Origin of the sequence: Nocardiopsis eucommiae (genome assembly GCF_965344335.1) — a bacterium.
Lineage (GTDB): Bacteria > Actinomycetota > Actinomycetes > Streptosporangiales > Streptosporangiaceae > Nocardiopsis > Nocardiopsis eucommiae.
This window is the reverse complement of sequence record NZ_CBDRIY010000005.1, coordinates 98907-114889: the sequence shown is the minus strand read 5'-3', so window position 1 is coordinate 114889 and position 15983 is coordinate 98907. Positions and strand designations below refer to the sequence as shown.

Sequence of the window (15983 nt, the reverse complement as noted above, 5' to 3'; positions counted from 1 at the left end):
TGACCCGCTCCGTTGTTCCCGCGACCGCCGCCGCGCGGAGCCCGCGCGGCGGCGCCGAACGCTACTTCTCGTAGACGTGCGGGGCGAGGGTGCCGATGAACGGCAGGTTCCGGTACTTCTCCGCGTAGTCGAGCCCGTAGCCGATGATGAACTCGTTGGGCAGGTCGAAGCCGATGTACTTGACGTCGAGGTCGACGTCGAAGGCCAGGGGCTTGCGGACCATGGTGCAGATCTCCACGGACCGGGGGCCGCGCGACTTCAGGTTGCCCACCAGCCAGGAGAGGGTCAGCCCGGAGTCGATGACGTCCTCGACGATCAGGACGTCGCGGTCCTTGATGTCGGTCTCCAGGTCCTTGAGGATGCGCACGACACCCGAGGAGGTGGTCCCGGCCCCGTAGGAGGACACCGCCATCCAGTCCATGGAGACGGGGTTGTGCAGCGCCCGCGCCAGGTCGGCCATGACCATGACGGCGCCCTTGAGCACGCCGACGATCAGCAGGTCCCGGCCCTCGTAGTCGGCGTCGATCCGCGCCCCCAGCTCGGCCAGGCGCGCCCTGATCTCTTCCTCGGTGACCAGGACCTTCTCCAGGTCCTCGCCCATGTCCTTAGCGTCCACGCTCACGTCCTCGCTGCTGGGTTCCCCGTTTGCGGCAACCAGGATAAACGTGCCGAACGAGGTCACGGTGCCCGGAGGGTCGCCCCGGACCCGGGGCACGGTGTCCGGTTCAGCGCCCGAAGACGATCCGACCAGCGCTCCGACGTCCCCGAACCCCGCCGGGGAGGTCGATGTGGGCCTGTCCGCGCCATTCGGTGACGAGGCGATCCAGCTCACGTACGTGACGTGCGTTCAGTGCGCTGGCCGGGCACCCCGATTCGAGGGCGGCACGACGGAGCACACGGGAGCGCAGCGAGGGTTCGGCCCCCTCCAGGGGTGCGACGGCCAGTCCCGTGCCCTCCCGGGCGCGCTCGTGCAGGGCGTCCGCGAGCGCGTCCAGGGTGTCGGCGTCCGCGCGCAGCAGGGTGGCGGTCCTGGCCAGCGCGGCCGCGATCCCCGGCCCCAGGGCCGCCTCCAGTGCGGGCAGGGCCTCGTGGCGCACCCGGGAGCGGGCGAAGCGCGGGTCGTGGTTGTGCGGGTCCTCCCACGGGCTCAGCCCCGTCAGGGCGCACGCCTCGCGGACGGTGGCGCGGTCCAGGTCCAGCAGGGGACGCAGGTAGGCGCCGGTGCGCCGGGCCATCCCGGCGAGGGACCGGGCCCCCGACCCCCGGGCCAGCCCGAGCAGGACCGTCTCCGCCTGGTCGTCCAGGGTGTGGCCGAGCAGGACCACGGCCGGACCGAATGCGTCGACCACCCCGTCCAGGGCGTCGTAGCGGGCCCGACGAGCCGCCGCCTCGGGTCCCCCCGCCCCGTCGACCCGCACGGTGACCGCCCGCACCGGGTCCAGCCCGAGCCAGGACATGATCCCGGCCACGGCCCCGGCCCGTTCGTCCGAACCCTCCTGGAGCCCGTGGTCGACGGTGACGCCGCCCGCGCGCACCCCCATCCGGGGCGCCTCGAAGGCCAGCGCACCGGCCAGGGCGAGGGAGTCGGCGCCGCCGCTGCACGCGACCAGGGCGGTCGTCCCCTCGGGCAGCTCGGACAGCGCCCGCCGGACCGCCGAGCGGACGGCGGCCACGGCGGGGGGCGGTCCGCTCACTCGGTGATGGCGGCGGGGCGCACGACCCGTTCGATCCACTGCGAGGGGGCGCGGATCTCCTCCAGGGTGGGCAGCGTCTCGGGCGAGGTCCACACCCGGTTGAAGTCGGCCATCCCGACCTGCGCGACGACCTGCCTGACGAAGGCGGCCCCCTCCTCGTACTGCTTCATCTTGAGGTCCATGCCCAGCAGCTGGCGCATGATCCGGTCGAGGGGGTTGAGGGTCTCCCGCCGCTTCTGGAAGCGGGTGCGGATGGTCTCCACCGAGGGGACGACGTCCGGCCCCACGGCGTCCATCACGTAGTCGCCGTGGCCCTCGGCCAGGCTCATGACGGCGGTGACGCGGTCCATCAGAGCGCTCTGCTCCGGGGTCTGGAACGCGGTGAGGAGGTTGCTCTCGCCGCCCCGCACGGCGTCCGCCACGGCCTCGCCCGCCTGGCGCAGCCGGTCGATGAGGTCCGAGGCGTCCATCTCCGTGGACAGCAGGAGTTCCCGCATGAGGTCCTGGACGTGCCCGCGCAGCCACGGCGTGGCCGTGAACTGCATCCGGTGCGTCTCCTCGTGCAGGCAGACCCACAGGCGGAAGTCGCGCGGGTCGACACCCAGCTCCCGCTCGGTGTTGACGATGTTGGGCGCCACCAGGGTCAGGCGCCCGGTCGGCGCGTGGCCGTCGGGGTCCGGTGGCAGGAAGAGTTCGTACTGGCCGAGGACCCGCCCGGCCAGGTAGGACAGGACCGCCCCGAGCTGCACCCCGGTGATCCGCGAACCGACCGCGCTGGTCAGGTTCCCGGCCGGGCTGTTGTTCAGCCGGTCGGCGCCCATCTGTTCGAGTACGGGTTCGAGTACGACCCGAAACCCGTCGACGTTGGCTCGAATCCATCCCGGACGGTCGACGATGACCGCGGGCCCTGAGGGTTCGAGGGGGTTCATTCCGGTGAAGTCACGCACGTGCCCGGCCGCCACGGTGGACAGCTCGCGCAACTGCACCACGGCCTGCCGCGCGTCGGACAGGTCCACCTGCGGCCCAGGGCGCACGAGGCGGACACCGGTGTTGACGGCTACGTCCCAGTCGATAACAGTCACACCGCCAGCCTACCCATTTTGTTTTGGGCCTCCGCTTCGCTTCGGCCCGGGTTCGGCGCCTTTGCAGAGGGATTCTTCATCGTCGTCCACGCCTGGCTCGTTCCTCGCTGGCGGCTCGACTCCTCTTGCACTGTGCCTACTGAAACCCGGACTCTCCGGCGCTCGAACGGCCAACCCCAAGGGGATCCGGGCCACCACTCCGCCTCAGCCACGGTCGAGGAGCCGACCGCCCAGTTCAGCCCCGAGCGTGAGACCCGCGCAGGGCCCAAGGCCACAAGGGGGGTGCTTTCGTTCGGGCGCCGGCAGGGTTCTGGAGGTGCCGCAGGTGGGATCGCGAGGAACGAGCCATCACACCGCAGGCGCCGAAGGTTCCTGCCTTTCCGGGCGCCCGAACACGGGCCGAAGCGAAGCGGAGGCCCCAAACAACACTGCTCAGCCCGCCAAGCACACTTCCTCTAACCGCACCCGCACTGGCTGAGTGCCGCGGCCAGCGTGTCCATCTGGGGGCCGGTCGCGCCGGGGCTGTTGGCCATCAGGGCGAACACGAAGACGTTGCCCTCCTGGTCGTGGATGGTCCCGGCCAGGGTGCTGACGCCGTCCAGGGTTCCGGTCTTGCCCCGGACGAGGCCCGCCGCCGCGTGGGAGCTGCTGTGCTCGGAGTAGCGCCCGGCGAGGGTCCCGGTGGAGTGGGAGGTGGGCAGCCCGGTGATGGTGGCGTTGAGGCGCGGATCGTCGGCGGCGGTCTTGACCAGCTGGACCAGGGCTCGCGGCGTGATGCGGTTCTCGGTGCTCAGGCCGCTGTTGTCGGAGAGGCGGACCCCCTCGATGCCCAGGCTGTCCATGACCCGGTGGGTGGCGGCGGCGGCCCCCGCGTGGTCGGGCTCCTCGCCCAGTTCCAGGGCGGTGATCCGTCCCAGCGACTCGGCCATGTTGTTGTCGCTGGCGAGCATCATGAACTCGACCAGGGCGCTCATCGGCACGGAGTCCACGGAGGCGACGGGGTCGCCGGAGACGCCGGTCTCGGCTGGCGTGCCCTCGACGGTCAGTCCAACCTTCTCCAGCTGCTCCGCGAACACCTCGGCGGCGGCCAGCGGCGGGTTCGGGGAACGGGTGGACGTGTCGGGGTCCACCCGGCCTCCGTCGATCATCAGGGCGTGGATGGTGGCCGTGCTGCCCTCGGTGACGTAGTTGGGCTTCCACCCGGGGGCCGTGTCCGGGCCGGTGAAGAACGAGTCGTCGTAGCCGACGGTCACGGTGCCCAGGCCCAGGTCGTCGAGGGCGGCGGCGGTGTCCCCGGCCAGATCCTCCAGAGTGGCTACCTGCGGGTAGTCTGCGGAGTCGGCGGTCGTGGTCAGTGTCACGTCTCCCCCACCACGCAGCACCACACGGTTCTCCTCGGCGTCGAGGTAGGCCTCGGTCCGCAGCACGTGGTCGGGGCCGACGGTGTCCAGGACGGCGACGGCCGTGGCGATCTTCGTCGTCGACGCCGGGGTCACGGGGGTGTCCGCGTCGCGTTCGAAGAGCGTCTCTCCGGTCACGCCGTCCACGACGTAACCGGAGAGGCCCTCATCGAGCCCGGACGATGACATGGGATCATCAAGAATGTCCGCGATCCGAGCCGGGTCCGCCGGGGTCGGGGTCGTGGGTGCAACCGCCGCCACGCCGTCGGCGCGCGTGACGGGGTTGGGCACCGCCGCAAGCGGTCGCGCCTCGATCACGTCCAGGGCGACCAACCCGGTGATCAGCACGAATATGTTGAGCAGGGCCAGCGCGAGGAACGCCTCGCCTCGTACCCGTCGCACCCGGGGACCTGCCTTCCGTCGGTGTCGCGGCCTGACGTTGTAGTTATACGGCGACATTAGTCGCATTGGGAGCCGAGATCAGCATGGAATTCGACGTTACGATCGAGATCCCCAAGGGGGAGCGCAACAAGTACGAGGTGGACCACGAGACCGGTCGTATCCGTCTCGACCGCATGCTGTTCACCTCCACCACCTACCCCGCCGACTACGGCTTCGTCGAGGGGACGCTCGGTGAGGACGGCGACCCCCTGGACGCGCTTGTCCTGCTCAAGGCCCCGACGTTCCCGGGCTGCCTGATCCGGGCGCGCGCCATCGGCATGTTCCGGATGCGTGACGAGGCCGGCGGCGACGACAAGCTGCTGTGCGTCCCGGCGACGGACCCGCGCCAGGAGCACCTGCGTGACATTCACCACGTGAACGAGTTCGAGCGCCTCGAGATCGAGCACTTCTTCACCGTGTACAAGGACCTGGAGCCCGGCAAGTCCGTCGAGGGCGCCAGCTGGGTCGGCCGCCACGAGGCCGAGCAGGAGATCATCGCGTCGGTGAAGCGCGCGGAGGAGGCCGGTGTGCACGGCGACTCCTCGCACATCACCAACGAGGCCCCGTAACCGGAGTTCCGGTGTCTGCCAGGCCCGGCCGGGGTTTCCCGCCGGGCCTTCGTCGTGCCCGGGATCGGGAGGGGTCAGGTGGCCTTGGCGATCTGCGGCGCGTCCGTGCCCAGTTCACGGCCGGGGTCGCGGGTCAGCGCGTACCCGGCCAGGACGAGCACCAGCAGCGCGCACAGCAGGGCGATGACGAAGGACAGCCGGGGCAGCGGGCCGTCCGCGAGGGGTCCGGAACCCGGAGGCAGCGGGAAGCCGTCGCGGCCGAGGCGGTCCGCCCGGGCCGCGACGTGGCTGCGGTACCCGGCCAGCTCGGGTCTGCCGATGCCGTTCAGGACCCGTGCCGGGACGAGGTCGGTCCTCGCGGGCAGGGCCAGGGGGTGGGCGTCCCAGGCCCGGTGCGCGCGGTTGCTCTCCAGGTAGCGGGCGCACTCGGCCTCCGTCAGGGCGTGCAGCCACTCCCCCAGGCGCTCGGTGTCGGCCAGGCGCCCGGCGTGTGCGCGGGCGACGATGAGGGTGTCCCTGAGGACGACGTGCGCGGCGTCCCGGTCACGCAGGACCAGGATGCAGCGCCGGTACAGCTCGTCTCCGTACGCGTCGAGGAGCCTCGCGTAGGCGTCCGCGGTGTCGGCCCGGTCGAAGCGCAGGGCGTGCAGGAGGTCCCGGTCCGTCATAGACCTAGAATCTACGCCGCGCCCGGCCCACCGTCCCACGGCTCGCCGGACGACCGCCGCCCTCTCGCGGCCCCGGAACAGCTCCGACCTGCCCGGAAGGTGTTTCGTCGGGGCGAGTGTGACCTCAGTCCGAGGCGTCCCGCGGGTCGTCGCGGTCCTCGGGGGGATCGTCCCCCGGGTCGACGAACAGGAAGCCCGCGTAGCGGGATCGTGCCCACAGCAGCACGTGGGTGAGCGCGGTCAGGAAGGCGACCAGCAGCGCCGCACCGGGGCCCAGGAAACCGAGCGCCATCACACCGGCGGCGACCACCACGAGGGCACGCACCAGGACACGCGCCCACAGTCCCTGAGCCTCGGGGGTCAAGGCTGCCCTCTGGGGACGGACGGCTGCACGGCCACTCCTGTCACTACGGCTGTACTGGGGGATGGACTCCGGTTCGACGGACGCGCCGTGTTCTCGGGTTCCACATGTCACCACCACGGGACGCCGCCCGCAACACGTTCCGGGCGGACCGGTACGTGGTCCGACACGCACGATTCACGGCGTTCGCTTGACGCGCCACCGTCTTTGCTGGTCTCCTTACGTCCATGTATCCGCGCACCCGCACCGACGCCACGGCTCGTACGACCCCCTGGGTCTCCTGCCACCTGGCCCGTGCGGCGTGTCCGTGTTGTCGTCGCTGAGTCGAAGCCGAGGGGTCCGAGTCGACCGACCCCGCCCGACCAGTCCGTGAGCGGCCTCCGCCTTCCGGCGTGACCGGTCCGCGAACGAACTCCACCAGGGTGATTGTCCTCTCCGAACGTGCGTTCGGTGTGGGCGCCCCTGCCGCCCCGCGCCGTCCGGGGCCCATTGACGACACCCTCGCGGCCCCGGTCACCGGACCCGGTCGCGTACACGTGAAGGATCTTCCCACGATGCCCCAGCAGGTCCTGGCCACGACCGAGCACACTCCCCGCCCGCGCACCGCGTCCGTCTCCCTCGACGGGATCGGTGACGTGGTGGACGCCGGACGGACCTCCGGCTACGCCCACCTGGTGGAACGCCGTCTGCCCACCGTCGGCCAGCTGGTCACCGCGGCCCGCGGCGCCGCCGCCGCACTGGGCCGACCGACCCTGTGGCCGACCCGCAGGGGCCACTGGCAGCCCGCCCCGCGCAGCGCCCGCCGTCACGCGGGCGGTCGCCTCCGGGTGACCACGGTGGCCCTCGAACCGAACAGTTTCGTCCCGGGCCCGGCCCAGCGCTCCGACCGTCCGCACGGGATGGAGGTCCTGCACCTGGTCAGTGGGCGGGCCCACCTGATCACCTCCGGCCCCGACGGCCAGATGCGTTCGGCGGCGGAGCTGGCTCCCGGCCGGACCCGCGTGGTCGGCGGCGCCGACGGCTCCGTCCGGGGCCACCACCACCTGGTGAACACCGGTGACGAGGTCGCCGTCCTGGTCCGCGTGAGCGCCTGAGCACCCCGGCCCCGAGCGAGCGGGGCGGTGCGACCGTGCCCGGCGCGGAACCGGCGGATCGTCCCGGGACGGCCCGGACGGCTCTGGTACGGGGCCGTGTCCCGAGGGCTCACTCATCGCGGCCCCGATCCGGGGCCGCCGCGCGCAGGGCACCGTCCACGGCCTCGACCGCGCGCAGGACCTCGGCGGTGCGCCGCCCCTCCGCGAGGTAGGCGTTCATCACCTGGTCCAGCGCGTGCGGCGGGAGCTGGCCGCGTAGGTCCACGCGGGCCGTGCGGTACCCCTCCCGGGCCGCGTCCAGCGTCGCGGAGACGTACTGGCGGGCCAGGCGGGAGAGGGCCACGGGATGACGTCGCAGAACCCCGTGCAGCCGGTAGTCGGCGGGCACGTGGTCGAACAGCCACTCCAGGGCCGTCTGCTCGAAGGAGTCCGACCCGGGTGGGTGCACACTCGCGGGCCAGTCCGATGTCAGGGACTGATCGGGCATACCACACAGCATACCCGCTGTTCGAAAGTATGTTCGATGTCCACGGCTCCGAGATCGCGGAGCCCTCCGATCAGTCGGGGGTGTCGGCTTCTTCCTTCTCGGCCGTGCGCTTCTCCAGTTCCACCCGGATGGCCTGTTCGGCCGCGTCCACGGCGGCCCTGGCGGTGATCGCGTTGGTGTGTGCCCGGTCCAGTTCCTCCAGCAGGATGCAGTCGAACGCGACTCGCGCGTCGTGGATGGTGGCTTCCAGCTGACGTGACGCCTCTTCCAGACTCATGCTCCTTCCCTTCCCCAGAATCGGCCTTCTGCACACACTCGCCCCATGGGCCCCGTCACCCCTGTGCCTCGAACAGCGGCGGTGCCGGGTGGAGTGGCCCCCGGAACACCCGCGGGCGGCAGGGGCCGCCGGGCCGGGAGGGGCCCGACGGACCGTGGTCGACGGCACTCGACCCCGAGGGGGCGGAACCGCTTCGGAGGCGGGACGTCGGGGTAGGTCGTCACCGAAAACGCCGACCACCTGGGGGTCCCATGATCTACCTCGTCCTCGTCCTGCTCGCCGTCTGGCTGATCCTCGCCATCCTCGGCGTCGTGATCAAGGGGCTGTTCTGGTTGGCCGTGATCGGCGGTCTGCTGTTCGTCGCGACCGCCGTGTGGGGTTGGTTCCAGAACCGCCAGAGGATCTGAGGGTTCAGGACTCCAGCGCGGGCCGCTCCTCGCCGCCCAGACGCCGCACGACCCTGAGCGCGCCCGCCTCGTCACCGCCGAGGCGGGCGCGCACCACGCGGACCGCGTCCTCGGTGCGGCCCAGCGCGATCAGGTTGCGCACCCGGTCGCGGAGTTCGGCGGGCAGTGCGCCGGGGTCGCCCTGGACCGGGACGTACCCGCCCACGTGCGGGTCGGGCTCGGGCCTCGGGGGCGGCTCGGGCTCCGCGAGCGCCACGCGCGCCTCCATGTGGGCGAGAACGCTGCGCAGGGCGTAGGAGCCACCGCCGAGAACGACCACGGCGCCCAACAGGGCGAACAGCATGAACATCAGACTCATAACGCCCACCTACCCATACTTCGGACACAGCAGGCACAACACCCCTTCACGCGGAGTAATCATTCCGCCAAGCCGCGGTCCCCGTCCGGAAGGTCCTCGGGCAGCAGGGTCCGGAGCTCGGACACGTCGGGGTTGTCCCCCGCCAGCGCCGACGCCTCGATCCGTCCCGCCTGCCTGGTGAGGCTCGCCTCGAACAGCGCGCGCACCCCGTGCCCGTTGCCCTCGACGGTCCCCAACACCTCCGCGAGCGCCCACCGGGTCGCCTCCGGCACCAGGAGGTCGGCCCGCTCGGCCATCCCCACGAAGACGGCGGCCAGCTCCTCCCGATCGTGGGAGGGGAACTCCACCGTCCGGGAGAGCCGGGCGGCCAGTCCCGGGTGGTCCGCGAGGAAGCCGGTCGTCTCCCGCGCACGGCCGGACACGACCACCACGACCTCGTCCCGATGCTCCTCCATGAGCCTCAGCAGGGTGTCGACCACGTCCTGACCGACCCCGCGCCCACCGGAGAAATCCCTGTTCAGCACATCCGCGTCGGACAGGAACAGCAGGCCGCCGCGCGCCCGCTCGAACAGCGCGCGCGTCCGCCGCGCGACCCTCCCGGGCCCCCGCTGCCCCGGCGGGCCCACCAGGCTCCCCGGCGAGGCCTCCACCACGTGCCCCCGGGGCAGCACCCCCAGAGCGGCCAGCAGTTCGCCGTAGAGCCGGGCCACCGTGCTCTTCCCGGTTCCCGGGTCCCCCAGGAACACCAGGTGCCGCGCGGAGGGGGGCCGGCCCCCCTCCGTACGGGCCCGGCGCAGGAGCTCGGTCAGCCCCCTCACCTGGCGTTTGGCCTCGTCGAGCCCCACCATGCCGTCCAGCCCGGCCAGCAGGGCGTTCACCCGCACGCCGTCGACCGGCCCGTCCACGCTCGTGAGGCCCTCGGCCACCAGGCTCTCCAGGTCGTCGGTCCGGATCTGGGTGAGGTCCTCGACGGTCTGGTAGCCGCCCCCCGTGACGCGTTCGGCCTGGACCCGCAGCGCCTCCTCGAACACCGCCCGCGCCTCCCGACCGTGGCCGAAGGAACCCTCCGCGAGCCGTCCCCGGAAGTGCTGGAGCAGGAGGTCACGCGTGCCCTCCCCCAGGGTGTAGCCGCGGGTCCCGGCCATACCCTCGAAGATCCCGCCCAGCTGCTCCGGGGAGTAGCCCTCGAACTCCACCGTGCGCGCCACCCGCGAGCGCAGCGCCGGATTCGTGTCCAGCAGCGCGCGCATCGCGCCGGTGGGGCCGGAGAGGACCACCACCACCTCGTCGCGGAGCTCCTTCATGAGGTCGGACAGGGTGTCGACCGCCTCCTGCCCCCGGCCCAGCGCGTGCGCCCCGGCCACGAACAGCACACCGCCCCGGGCGCGCTCCACCAGCTCCGCCGTCCTCCGGGCGCCGTCGCCCACCAGGTCGTCGCGTCCGACCGTCACGAACTGTCCCTGGCTGAGCAGGCCCAGCGCGCGCAGGATCTCCCCGTACAACCGGGCCACGGTCGCCTTACCTGCCCCGGAGGGCCCCGAGAGCACCAGGTGGCGGCTCACGTTGAGCGGCGGGAACCCCGCCTCCAGGCGTTTGGCGCTCACCCTCTGGATGTTGACGAGGGCGCGGACCTCCTTCTTCACCCGCTCCAGGCCCACCAGGCCCTCCAGTTCGGCGAGCAGGGTCTCCAGCGGACGGGCCCGGTCCCGCACGGTCGCGTCACCGGACTCCTGGGCCGCCGCCGCGCCCTCGTCGGGCCGGGCCGCCCCAGTCCCCGCCACCCGCGCAGCGGCCCGGTCGCCGTTACCGCCCTGGTCCGGGTCGCCGCCCCGGTTGCCGCTGATGGTGCTCTCCTCCAGGTACACGGAGGCGCTGTCGGCGGCCCACAGACCCTCCTCGTCGTTGCCGGTCACGGTGCACCGCACCAACCGCACCCGGCCGCCCTCCTCCACCATGACCCCGTCCCCGCGCCCGTCCCGGATCGAGGTGTCCTCCAGGGCGGCCACGCCGCCCTCCCCCACCCTGATCCCGCGTTCCCCGCTCCCGGACAGGGTCGAGGAGCGCACCGTGACGTGCCCGCCCTGGACGTAGACGGCGTCCTCGCCGCAGTCGGACAGGTCGGCCTGGTGGAGCTGGACCTCGGTGCCGTCGAGGATGTTGAGCCCGTCCTCACGGGCGTCGCGCAGCACCATGCCGCGCACCTTGAGCGTGGCGTCCTCACGGCTGTGGATACCCGAGCCCACGTCGTGCCCGACGATGTCCTCGAAGTACCCCCGGCCGCCCACCACGATCGCCATCGGCCCGTGCCAGCGGCTCACCCTGAGGTCACTCACCTCGAACCGGGAGCGTACGGAGGCGATGGCGCCGCGCTCCTCCACGCCGCTCTCGGCCACGGACATCCCCGCGACGGTGACCCGGGCCCCGTCCGCGATGAGCAGCGCGGCCTTGCCGATCCGCGTGCACCGCAGGTCGGTGACGTCGGCCTGGCCGCCGTCGACCAGCACGGCGTCCGTGGCGGTGCCGGTCACCGTCAGCCCCCGGACGGTGAGCCTGCCGCCCTCGATCGCCACGCCGGTCCGGGTGGCGTCGGTGATCTCGCAGTCGTTCAGCGTTCCCTCGGAGTCGCCGTGCACGAAGAACGCGTCGGTGTCCTCCTTGCGCGCGCCCTCGACCACCATGCGGGTGAAGGTGGCCTTGGAGCGCTCGTAGACCCGCACGGGCCAGTCGTAGGAGCCGGTGACCCTCAGGTCCGTGAACTCCGCCCGCGCCCGGTCCCGCACGTACACCCCGCCGCCGTCGACCAGCGCGCAGTCGGTGAACTCCGGGGACGCGTTGGCCACGTACAGCGTGTGCCAGTCCTCGTGGGCCCCGGTGAAGACCGTCCCGCTGATCTTCGGGCTGCACCGGCCCTGGACCGCGATCACCGCCCCCGCGAAGTAGCACTCGCTCACGCTGCCCTCGCTGGCGTCCCACAGCAGCCCGCTCTCCTCGAAGCGGCAGCCGACGATCTCCGCGCGGGCGCCCACCACGTTGACCCTGCGGGGCGCGGTGAAGACGCAGTCCACGGCCCGGAGCCGGGCGTCCTTCTGGACGTACAGCGGCGGGTACTCCTCCGAGGCGCTCCGCACGGAGATCCCGTGCAGCTCCAGGCTCCCGCCCTCGTGCACGTTGAACACGTTGGTCTCACCGGTCGCGGCCACGGTCACCGTCCCGGCGCCCTCGTCGGGCGTCACGACCACCCGCCCCCGAACCCCGATGACCAGGGGTTCCACGTAGTCACCCGGTGCGACGCGCAGGTGCAGGTCCTCCCCGGCGTGCCGGTGTTCCCGGACCGCCTTCCCGAGCGAGGAAGTGGCGGCGGGATCTGTCTTCGAGACGCGGACCGTGATCATCCATCGACTCCCATGGGGGTTTCGGCCCCGGCGCCGCGCCGGAGGGTCTGCGATAGGTACCGTATCCACCTGGGACGCCGGGAACCCGGGACGACGCACACACCTGTGGCCAGGGTCGGTCAGAAACCCGCGGACCGCAGGTCGGCGGAGGCCTCCCCGACCGCATCGCACCCGGGGTTCACCCCTTGGGGCCGGGGACGTCCTCCCGGTCCCCGCCGCCGTTGTCCCGGAAGGTGACGTCCCGCGTCTCGACCACGGCGTGCGGATGGGCGCGCACCCCCGCGCGCGCGTTACCGGCGATCCGGCAACGCACCGCCTCCACCCGGCTCGTGCCGTCGGCGGCGCCCACCCCGGCGTGACGGCCGTCCCTGATCACCACGTCCTCCAGCGTGACCGTGCCGCCCTCGTCGGCCAGCACCCCTACTCCCTTGGCGCCGCTCACCTCCACCGAGGTCAGGGAGAGCGACGCCTCGTGCGCGGCCAATGCCACGGCGGAGACGTCGGAGACACGGGCGTCGACGACCTCCACGGTCGCGCCCGTCCGCGCCCGGACCGCGGCACCGTGGTCCCCGGTGGCCTCCAGCCCGCGCACCGTGACCGTGCTGCCCTCCTCAGCGAGGACCGCGCCCCTCGTGCGTTCGGAGGTCACCGAGGTCAGGGCCGCCTCGGAACCGGTCACGAGGGCCACCGGCCCTGCCAGGTCCGTGCCCCTGAGCCCGTCCGCCTCCAGTCGGCCTCCCCGCACGTTCACCCCGCGTCCGTACAGGTCGGACTCGGCGGGGGGCAGGTAGGAGTCCGGGTGGGCGTCCTCGAACGCGACGTCGGACAGCTCGACCCGGCTGTCGAAGGCGAGGATCGCTGACTGCCCCATTCCCCGGAAACGGAGCCTCCGGCCCCTGAGGTGTCCGCGCTCGACGAGGACGTTGGTGGTCCGGACGTTCTCGAAGCTCAGTCCGTCGGCGGTGGCCGTGCCCTTCACCGCCATGGCCGTGGACGTGGCGTCGGAGATCCGGCCCGAGGAGAGGTGCGCCTCGGCTCCCGTTCCGACGGCGATCCCGTAGCGCTCCTCCCCCCAGTCGCTCACGCGGAGGTCGGTGAGGACGGCCCGGGTGCCCTCGCCCGTGACCATGACCCCGCCGCTGCCGCCCCCGCTGATCGAGAGGCCGCTGACGCGGACGTCGGACCCCTGCGTGATCCCCAGGGAGAAGTCCGCGTCCACCCCGCCGTTGGTCATGGCGCAGTCGGTGACCGTGACCGTGGACCTGACGACGGCGAAGGCTCCCATGACGAGGTTGCTGAACTCGACGGAGCCGACGGTCGGGCCGACGGCGTCCTTGAAGGCGAGGAACGCGTTGTGGAAGTGCGTGTCCCGCAGGACACCGCCCGCCCCGCCCAGCCAGTGGAGCCCCCCGTCCTCGAACCGGCAGTTGACGATCTCCGTGCCGTCCCCGTGGATCTTCAGGGAACCCGACGAGCACACGGTGTCGATCGCCCTGAACCGGGTCCCGGGGGCGGTCCGGACCCCGGGATGTCCCGCCGCGCCTCGGACATGGACGCCGTAGAGCTCCAGTGAGGCCCGCTCCCCGGCCACGGCGAACACGCTGTCGTCCCCCTGGACGGCGATCTCCACGCTGCCGGGACCGGCGACAGGGACGACCACGACCCTGGTGGTGATCTCCAGGCAGTGGGGCTCCGTGTAGAGGCCGGGCTCCAGGTGCAGGTAGAGGTCCGTACCGGCGTGGCGGGGATCGTGCAGGACCGCCCGCAACGAGGCGAAGGCACGCGGGTCGGACGGTGAGATCCGGGCGGTGTACATCCGAGGGCTCCCGGTGTGGGGGGAGTGGGTGGCTGACACGTACCGTAACGCCCCGCACCGTCGGACCCCGCCAACGCGAAACGCCACCCCGGTCTGGGGTGGCGTTCTGGCCGGAGCCGCCTATCGGAATCGAACCGATGACCTATTCATTACGAGTGAATCGCTCTGCCGACTGAGCTAAGGCGGCACACCGCCACGCGGTGCGCGTGGCGAAGCAGAAACCAGTCTAGCGCCTCCGGCGAGTGGCGCGAACCGGCCGCCGCTATCCGGCGTCGTCCGCGAGATGGCTGGCGCAGGCCATCCCGTCCTCGGGCACGGCCAGGTCCAACAGGTACTCGTCGACGACCGTGTCCACGCAGGTGTCGCCCATCCGGTAGCCGGTGTGGCCGTCGCCGTCGCGGGTCACCAGGAAGCCGGAGTCCAACTGGCCCGCGAGCGCCTCCGCCCAGGCGTAGGGGGTGGCGGAGTCACGCGTGGTGCCCACCACCATGATCGGGTCGGCGCCGACTGCGTTGAGCTCCCCGAGCGGAGCCACCGCCTCCTCCGGCCAGAACGCGCAGGTCAGCGCACCCCAGGCCAGCATCGGTCCGAACATCGGGGACTCCTCGGCGGCCTCGGCCGCCGCCTCGGCGTAGGCCTCCACCTCACGGGGCGCGACCGAGTCCGAGCAGTTCACCGCGGTGAGCGCGGCCGTGGAGTTCTCGTACTCGGCCAGGTCCCCGCGCCCGTACAGGTCGTCGCCGAGCAGCAGCAGGCCGGTGCCGTCGCCGTCCTCCATCGCGTCGGTGAGCGCCTCGCGCACGCGCGGCCACCAGTTCTCCGTGTACAGGGCGGCGAGCACGCCCAGTTCGGCGCGGGCCCGGTTGACCTCCCGGCCGTCGCCGGTGCCGTTGGCCAGGGGGGCGTCGGCGGCGTCGTCCAGGAAGGCGTCCAGCGCGGCGACGCCCTCGTCCACGGTGCTGCCCCGGGCGCCGAGCGGGCAGTCGGGCAGGGTGAGGCAGTCCTCGACGAAGGAGCGCAGTGCCGTCTCGAAGCCGGTGGCCTGCTGCACGCTCACGCTGAGCTGGTCCTGGCTCGGGTCGACGGCGCCGTCGAGCACCAGGGCCCGCACGCGCTCGGGGAACTGCTCGGCGTACTGCGCGCCGATGTGGGTGCCGTAGGAGGCGCCGAGGTAGGTGAGCCGCTCGTCCCCGAGCAGGCCGCGGAGCACGTCCATGTCGCGGGCCACGTCGGCGGTGCCGATGTTGCGCATCAGGTCGGGGTCGTTCTCCTCGCAGGCCTCGACGAACGCCCGGCTGTTGGCCTCGATCTCGGCCAGCCCCTCGGGGCCGAGGTCCGCGAGGTCGTCCGCCCCCTCGCCGTCGCCGTAGTCCGTGCCCAGGAAGTCGTCGATCCCCTCGGCGTCCAGACAGGTCAGCGGGGTGCTGCGGCCGACGCCGCGCGGGTCGAAGCCGACCACGTCGAAGCTCGCGCGCACCGACTCGCTGACGGTGTAGGGCGCGTGGTCCACGAAGTCGTGTCCGGAGCCGCCGGGGCCACCGGGGTTGACCAGCAGCGAGCCGGTGACGTCGTCACCGGTGGCGGGCAGGCGCTTGACGGCGATCTCGATCCGTTCGCCGTCGGGCTCGTCGTAGTCCAGCGGCACCTCGAAGACGGCGCACTCGCTGTCGGGCAGACCGCTCTCGCACTCGCCCCACGCCAGTTCCTGCTCGGTGACCGCCACCCGGGTGTCGTCCCCGTCACCGGACGCGTCACCGCCACCGTCACTCGTGCAACCGGAGACCAGCACCGTCCCGGCGAGCAGCGCCGCCAACGGACCCCGATACCTCGTGCCCACCCGTAACCGCCTTCACTCGAAGTCCCGTGGCCACGCGCGCCCTCGGACGGCGCCGTCGCCGCGCACGCTCGTGCCGACGCGTGACCGGACCATTCTCCCG

Annotated in this window: 15 protein-coding genes and 1 tRNA gene; 3 read left to right on the top strand and 13 right to left on the bottom strand. The window is 72.3% G+C overall.

The genetic code is table 11. The annotated features are described in order from the left end of the window. Positions 1-61: 61 nt before the first annotated feature. The 4 genes from hpt to dacB all read right to left on the bottom strand — a co-directional run bounded on the left by hpt (position 62) and on the right by dacB (position 4578). Entirely contained in the window at positions 62-616 is a 555-nt protein-coding gene (gene hpt / locus ACRWK8_RS04840) for a hypoxanthine phosphoribosyltransferase (RefSeq protein ID WP_378738781.1), read from the bottom strand. A 109-nt stretch (positions 617-725) separates the two neighbouring features. Next, the gene (tilS, locus tag ACRWK8_RS04835; protein WP_431868591.1) at positions 726-1694 is read right to left on the bottom strand and encodes a tRNA lysidine(34) synthetase TilS; all 969 of its coding nucleotides are present in this window, start codon (positions 1692-1694) and stop codon (positions 726-728) included. Beyond that, positions 1691-2776 carry a zinc-dependent metalloprotease gene (locus ACRWK8_RS04830; protein ID WP_378738785.1) on the bottom strand — a complete coding sequence of 362 codons (1086 nt, stop codon included), beginning with the start codon at positions 2774-2776 and terminating at the stop codon, positions 1691-1693. The genes tilS and ACRWK8_RS04830 overlap by 4 nt, the downstream gene beginning before the upstream one ends. A gap of 455 nt (positions 2777-3231) precedes the next feature. Further along, positions 3232-4578 carry a D-alanyl-D-alanine carboxypeptidase/D-alanyl-D-alanine endopeptidase gene (gene dacB, locus ACRWK8_RS04825; protein ID WP_431868588.1) on the bottom strand — a complete coding sequence of 449 codons (1347 nt, stop codon included), beginning with the start codon at positions 4576-4578 and terminating at the stop codon, positions 3232-3234. A gap of 83 nt (positions 4579-4661) precedes the next feature. On the opposite strand from dacB, the gene ACRWK8_RS04820 reads away from it, so the two are divergent. Beyond that, a complete protein-coding gene (locus tag ACRWK8_RS04820) occupies positions 4662-5186 on the top strand; it encodes an inorganic diphosphatase (RefSeq protein WP_378738791.1) in 525 nt (174 codons plus the stop codon). Positions 5187-5260: 74 nt separating this feature from the next. Here ACRWK8_RS04820 and ACRWK8_RS04815 read toward each other — a convergent pair whose 3' ends face one another. Both ACRWK8_RS04815 and ACRWK8_RS04810 read right to left on the bottom strand, forming a co-directional pair. Continuing rightward, positions 5261-5854, bottom strand: a complete 594-nt coding sequence (locus tag ACRWK8_RS04815; RefSeq protein ID WP_378738794.1) for an RNA polymerase sigma factor — start codon at positions 5852-5854, stop codon at positions 5261-5263. Positions 5855-5978: 124 nt separating this feature from the next. After that, positions 5979-6218: a hypothetical protein gene (locus ACRWK8_RS04810; RefSeq protein WP_378738797.1), complete on the bottom strand. Its 240-nt coding sequence runs from the start codon at positions 6216-6218 to the stop codon at positions 5979-5981. Between the two features lie 551 nt (positions 6219-6769). On the opposite strand from ACRWK8_RS04810, the gene ACRWK8_RS04805 reads away from it, so the two are divergent. Further along, positions 6770-7309, top strand: a complete 540-nt coding sequence (locus ACRWK8_RS04805) for a hypothetical protein (protein ID WP_378738799.1) — start codon at positions 6770-6772, stop codon at positions 7307-7309. 109 nt (positions 7310-7418) lie between these two features. Here the strand turns inward: ACRWK8_RS04805 and ACRWK8_RS04800 are convergent, their stop codons facing one another. Beyond that, a complete protein-coding gene (locus ACRWK8_RS04800) occupies positions 7419-7808 on the bottom strand; it encodes a hypothetical protein (protein WP_026128957.1) in 390 nt (129 codons plus the stop codon). 58 nt (positions 7809-7866) lie between these two features. Beyond that, positions 7867-8073: a hypothetical protein gene (locus tag ACRWK8_RS04795; RefSeq protein ID WP_378738801.1), complete on the bottom strand. Its 207-nt coding sequence runs from the start codon at positions 8071-8073 to the stop codon at positions 7867-7869. Positions 8074-8324: 251 nt separating this feature from the next. Here ACRWK8_RS04795 and ACRWK8_RS04790 point away from each other — a divergent pair, with 251 nt between their 5' ends. After that, entirely contained in the window at positions 8325-8480 is a 156-nt protein-coding gene (locus tag ACRWK8_RS04790) for a hypothetical protein (protein WP_378738803.1), read from the top strand. 4 nt (positions 8481-8484) lie between these two features. On the opposite strand, the gene ACRWK8_RS04785 is transcribed toward ACRWK8_RS04790, so the two are convergent. From ACRWK8_RS04785 to ACRWK8_RS04765, 5 genes are all read right to left on the bottom strand, one after another. Next, positions 8485-8838 (bottom strand): hypothetical protein, encoded by a 354-nt coding sequence (locus tag ACRWK8_RS04785; protein WP_378738805.1) that lies wholly within the window; start codon positions 8836-8838, stop codon positions 8485-8487. A 59-nt stretch (positions 8839-8897) separates the two neighbouring features. Continuing rightward, positions 8898-12230 (bottom strand): right-handed parallel beta-helix repeat-containing protein, encoded by a 3333-nt coding sequence (locus ACRWK8_RS04780; RefSeq protein WP_378738807.1) that lies wholly within the window; start codon positions 12228-12230, stop codon positions 8898-8900. 178 nt (positions 12231-12408) lie between these two features. Next, on the bottom strand, positions 12409-14046 hold the full coding sequence (locus tag ACRWK8_RS04775; RefSeq protein WP_431868583.1) for a right-handed parallel beta-helix repeat-containing protein: 1638 nt from the start codon (positions 14044-14046) through the stop codon (positions 12409-12411). Between the two features lie 114 nt (positions 14047-14160). Then, a tRNA-Thr gene (locus ACRWK8_RS04770) sits at positions 14161-14233 on the bottom strand. 75 nt (positions 14234-14308) lie between these two features. Continuing rightward, positions 14309-15859: an alpha/beta hydrolase gene (locus ACRWK8_RS04765; protein WP_431868637.1), complete on the bottom strand. Its 1551-nt coding sequence runs from the start codon at positions 15857-15859 to the stop codon at positions 14309-14311. Positions 15860-15983 lie beyond the last annotated feature (124 nt).

Bases quoted from the DNA above. Each gene is read 5' to 3' on its own strand.
- ACRWK8_RS04820 (WP_378738791.1), top strand. From the start codon at position 4,662: ATGGAATTCGACGTTACGATCGAGATCCCCAAGGGGGAGCGCAACAAG.
- ACRWK8_RS04815 (WP_378738794.1), bottom strand. From the start codon at position 5,854: ATGACGGACCGGGACCTCCTGCACGCCCTGCGCTTCGACCGGGCCGAC.
- ACRWK8_RS04805 (WP_378738799.1), top strand. From the start codon at position 6,770: ATGCCCCAGCAGGTCCTGGCCACGACCGAGCACACTCCCCGCCCGCGC.
- ACRWK8_RS04800 (WP_026128957.1), bottom strand. From the start codon at position 7,808: ATGCTGTGTGGTATGCCCGATCAGTCCCTGACATCGGACTGGCCCGCG.
- ACRWK8_RS04795 (WP_378738801.1), bottom strand. From the start codon at position 8,073: ATGAGTCTGGAAGAGGCGTCACGTCAGCTGGAAGCCACCATCCACGAC.
- ACRWK8_RS04790 (WP_378738803.1), top strand. From the start codon at position 8,325: ATGATCTACCTCGTCCTCGTCCTGCTCGCCGTCTGGCTGATCCTCGCC.
- ACRWK8_RS04785 (WP_378738805.1), bottom strand. From the start codon at position 8,838: ATGAGTCTGATGTTCATGCTGTTCGCCCTGTTGGGCGCCGTGGTCGTT.
- ACRWK8_RS04780 (WP_378738807.1), bottom strand. From the start codon at position 12,230: ATGATCACGGTCCGCGTCTCGAAGACAGATCCCGCCGCCACTTCCTCG.
- ACRWK8_RS04775 (WP_431868583.1), bottom strand. From the start codon at position 14,046: ATGTACACCGCCCGGATCTCACCGTCCGACCCGCGTGCCTTCGCCTCG.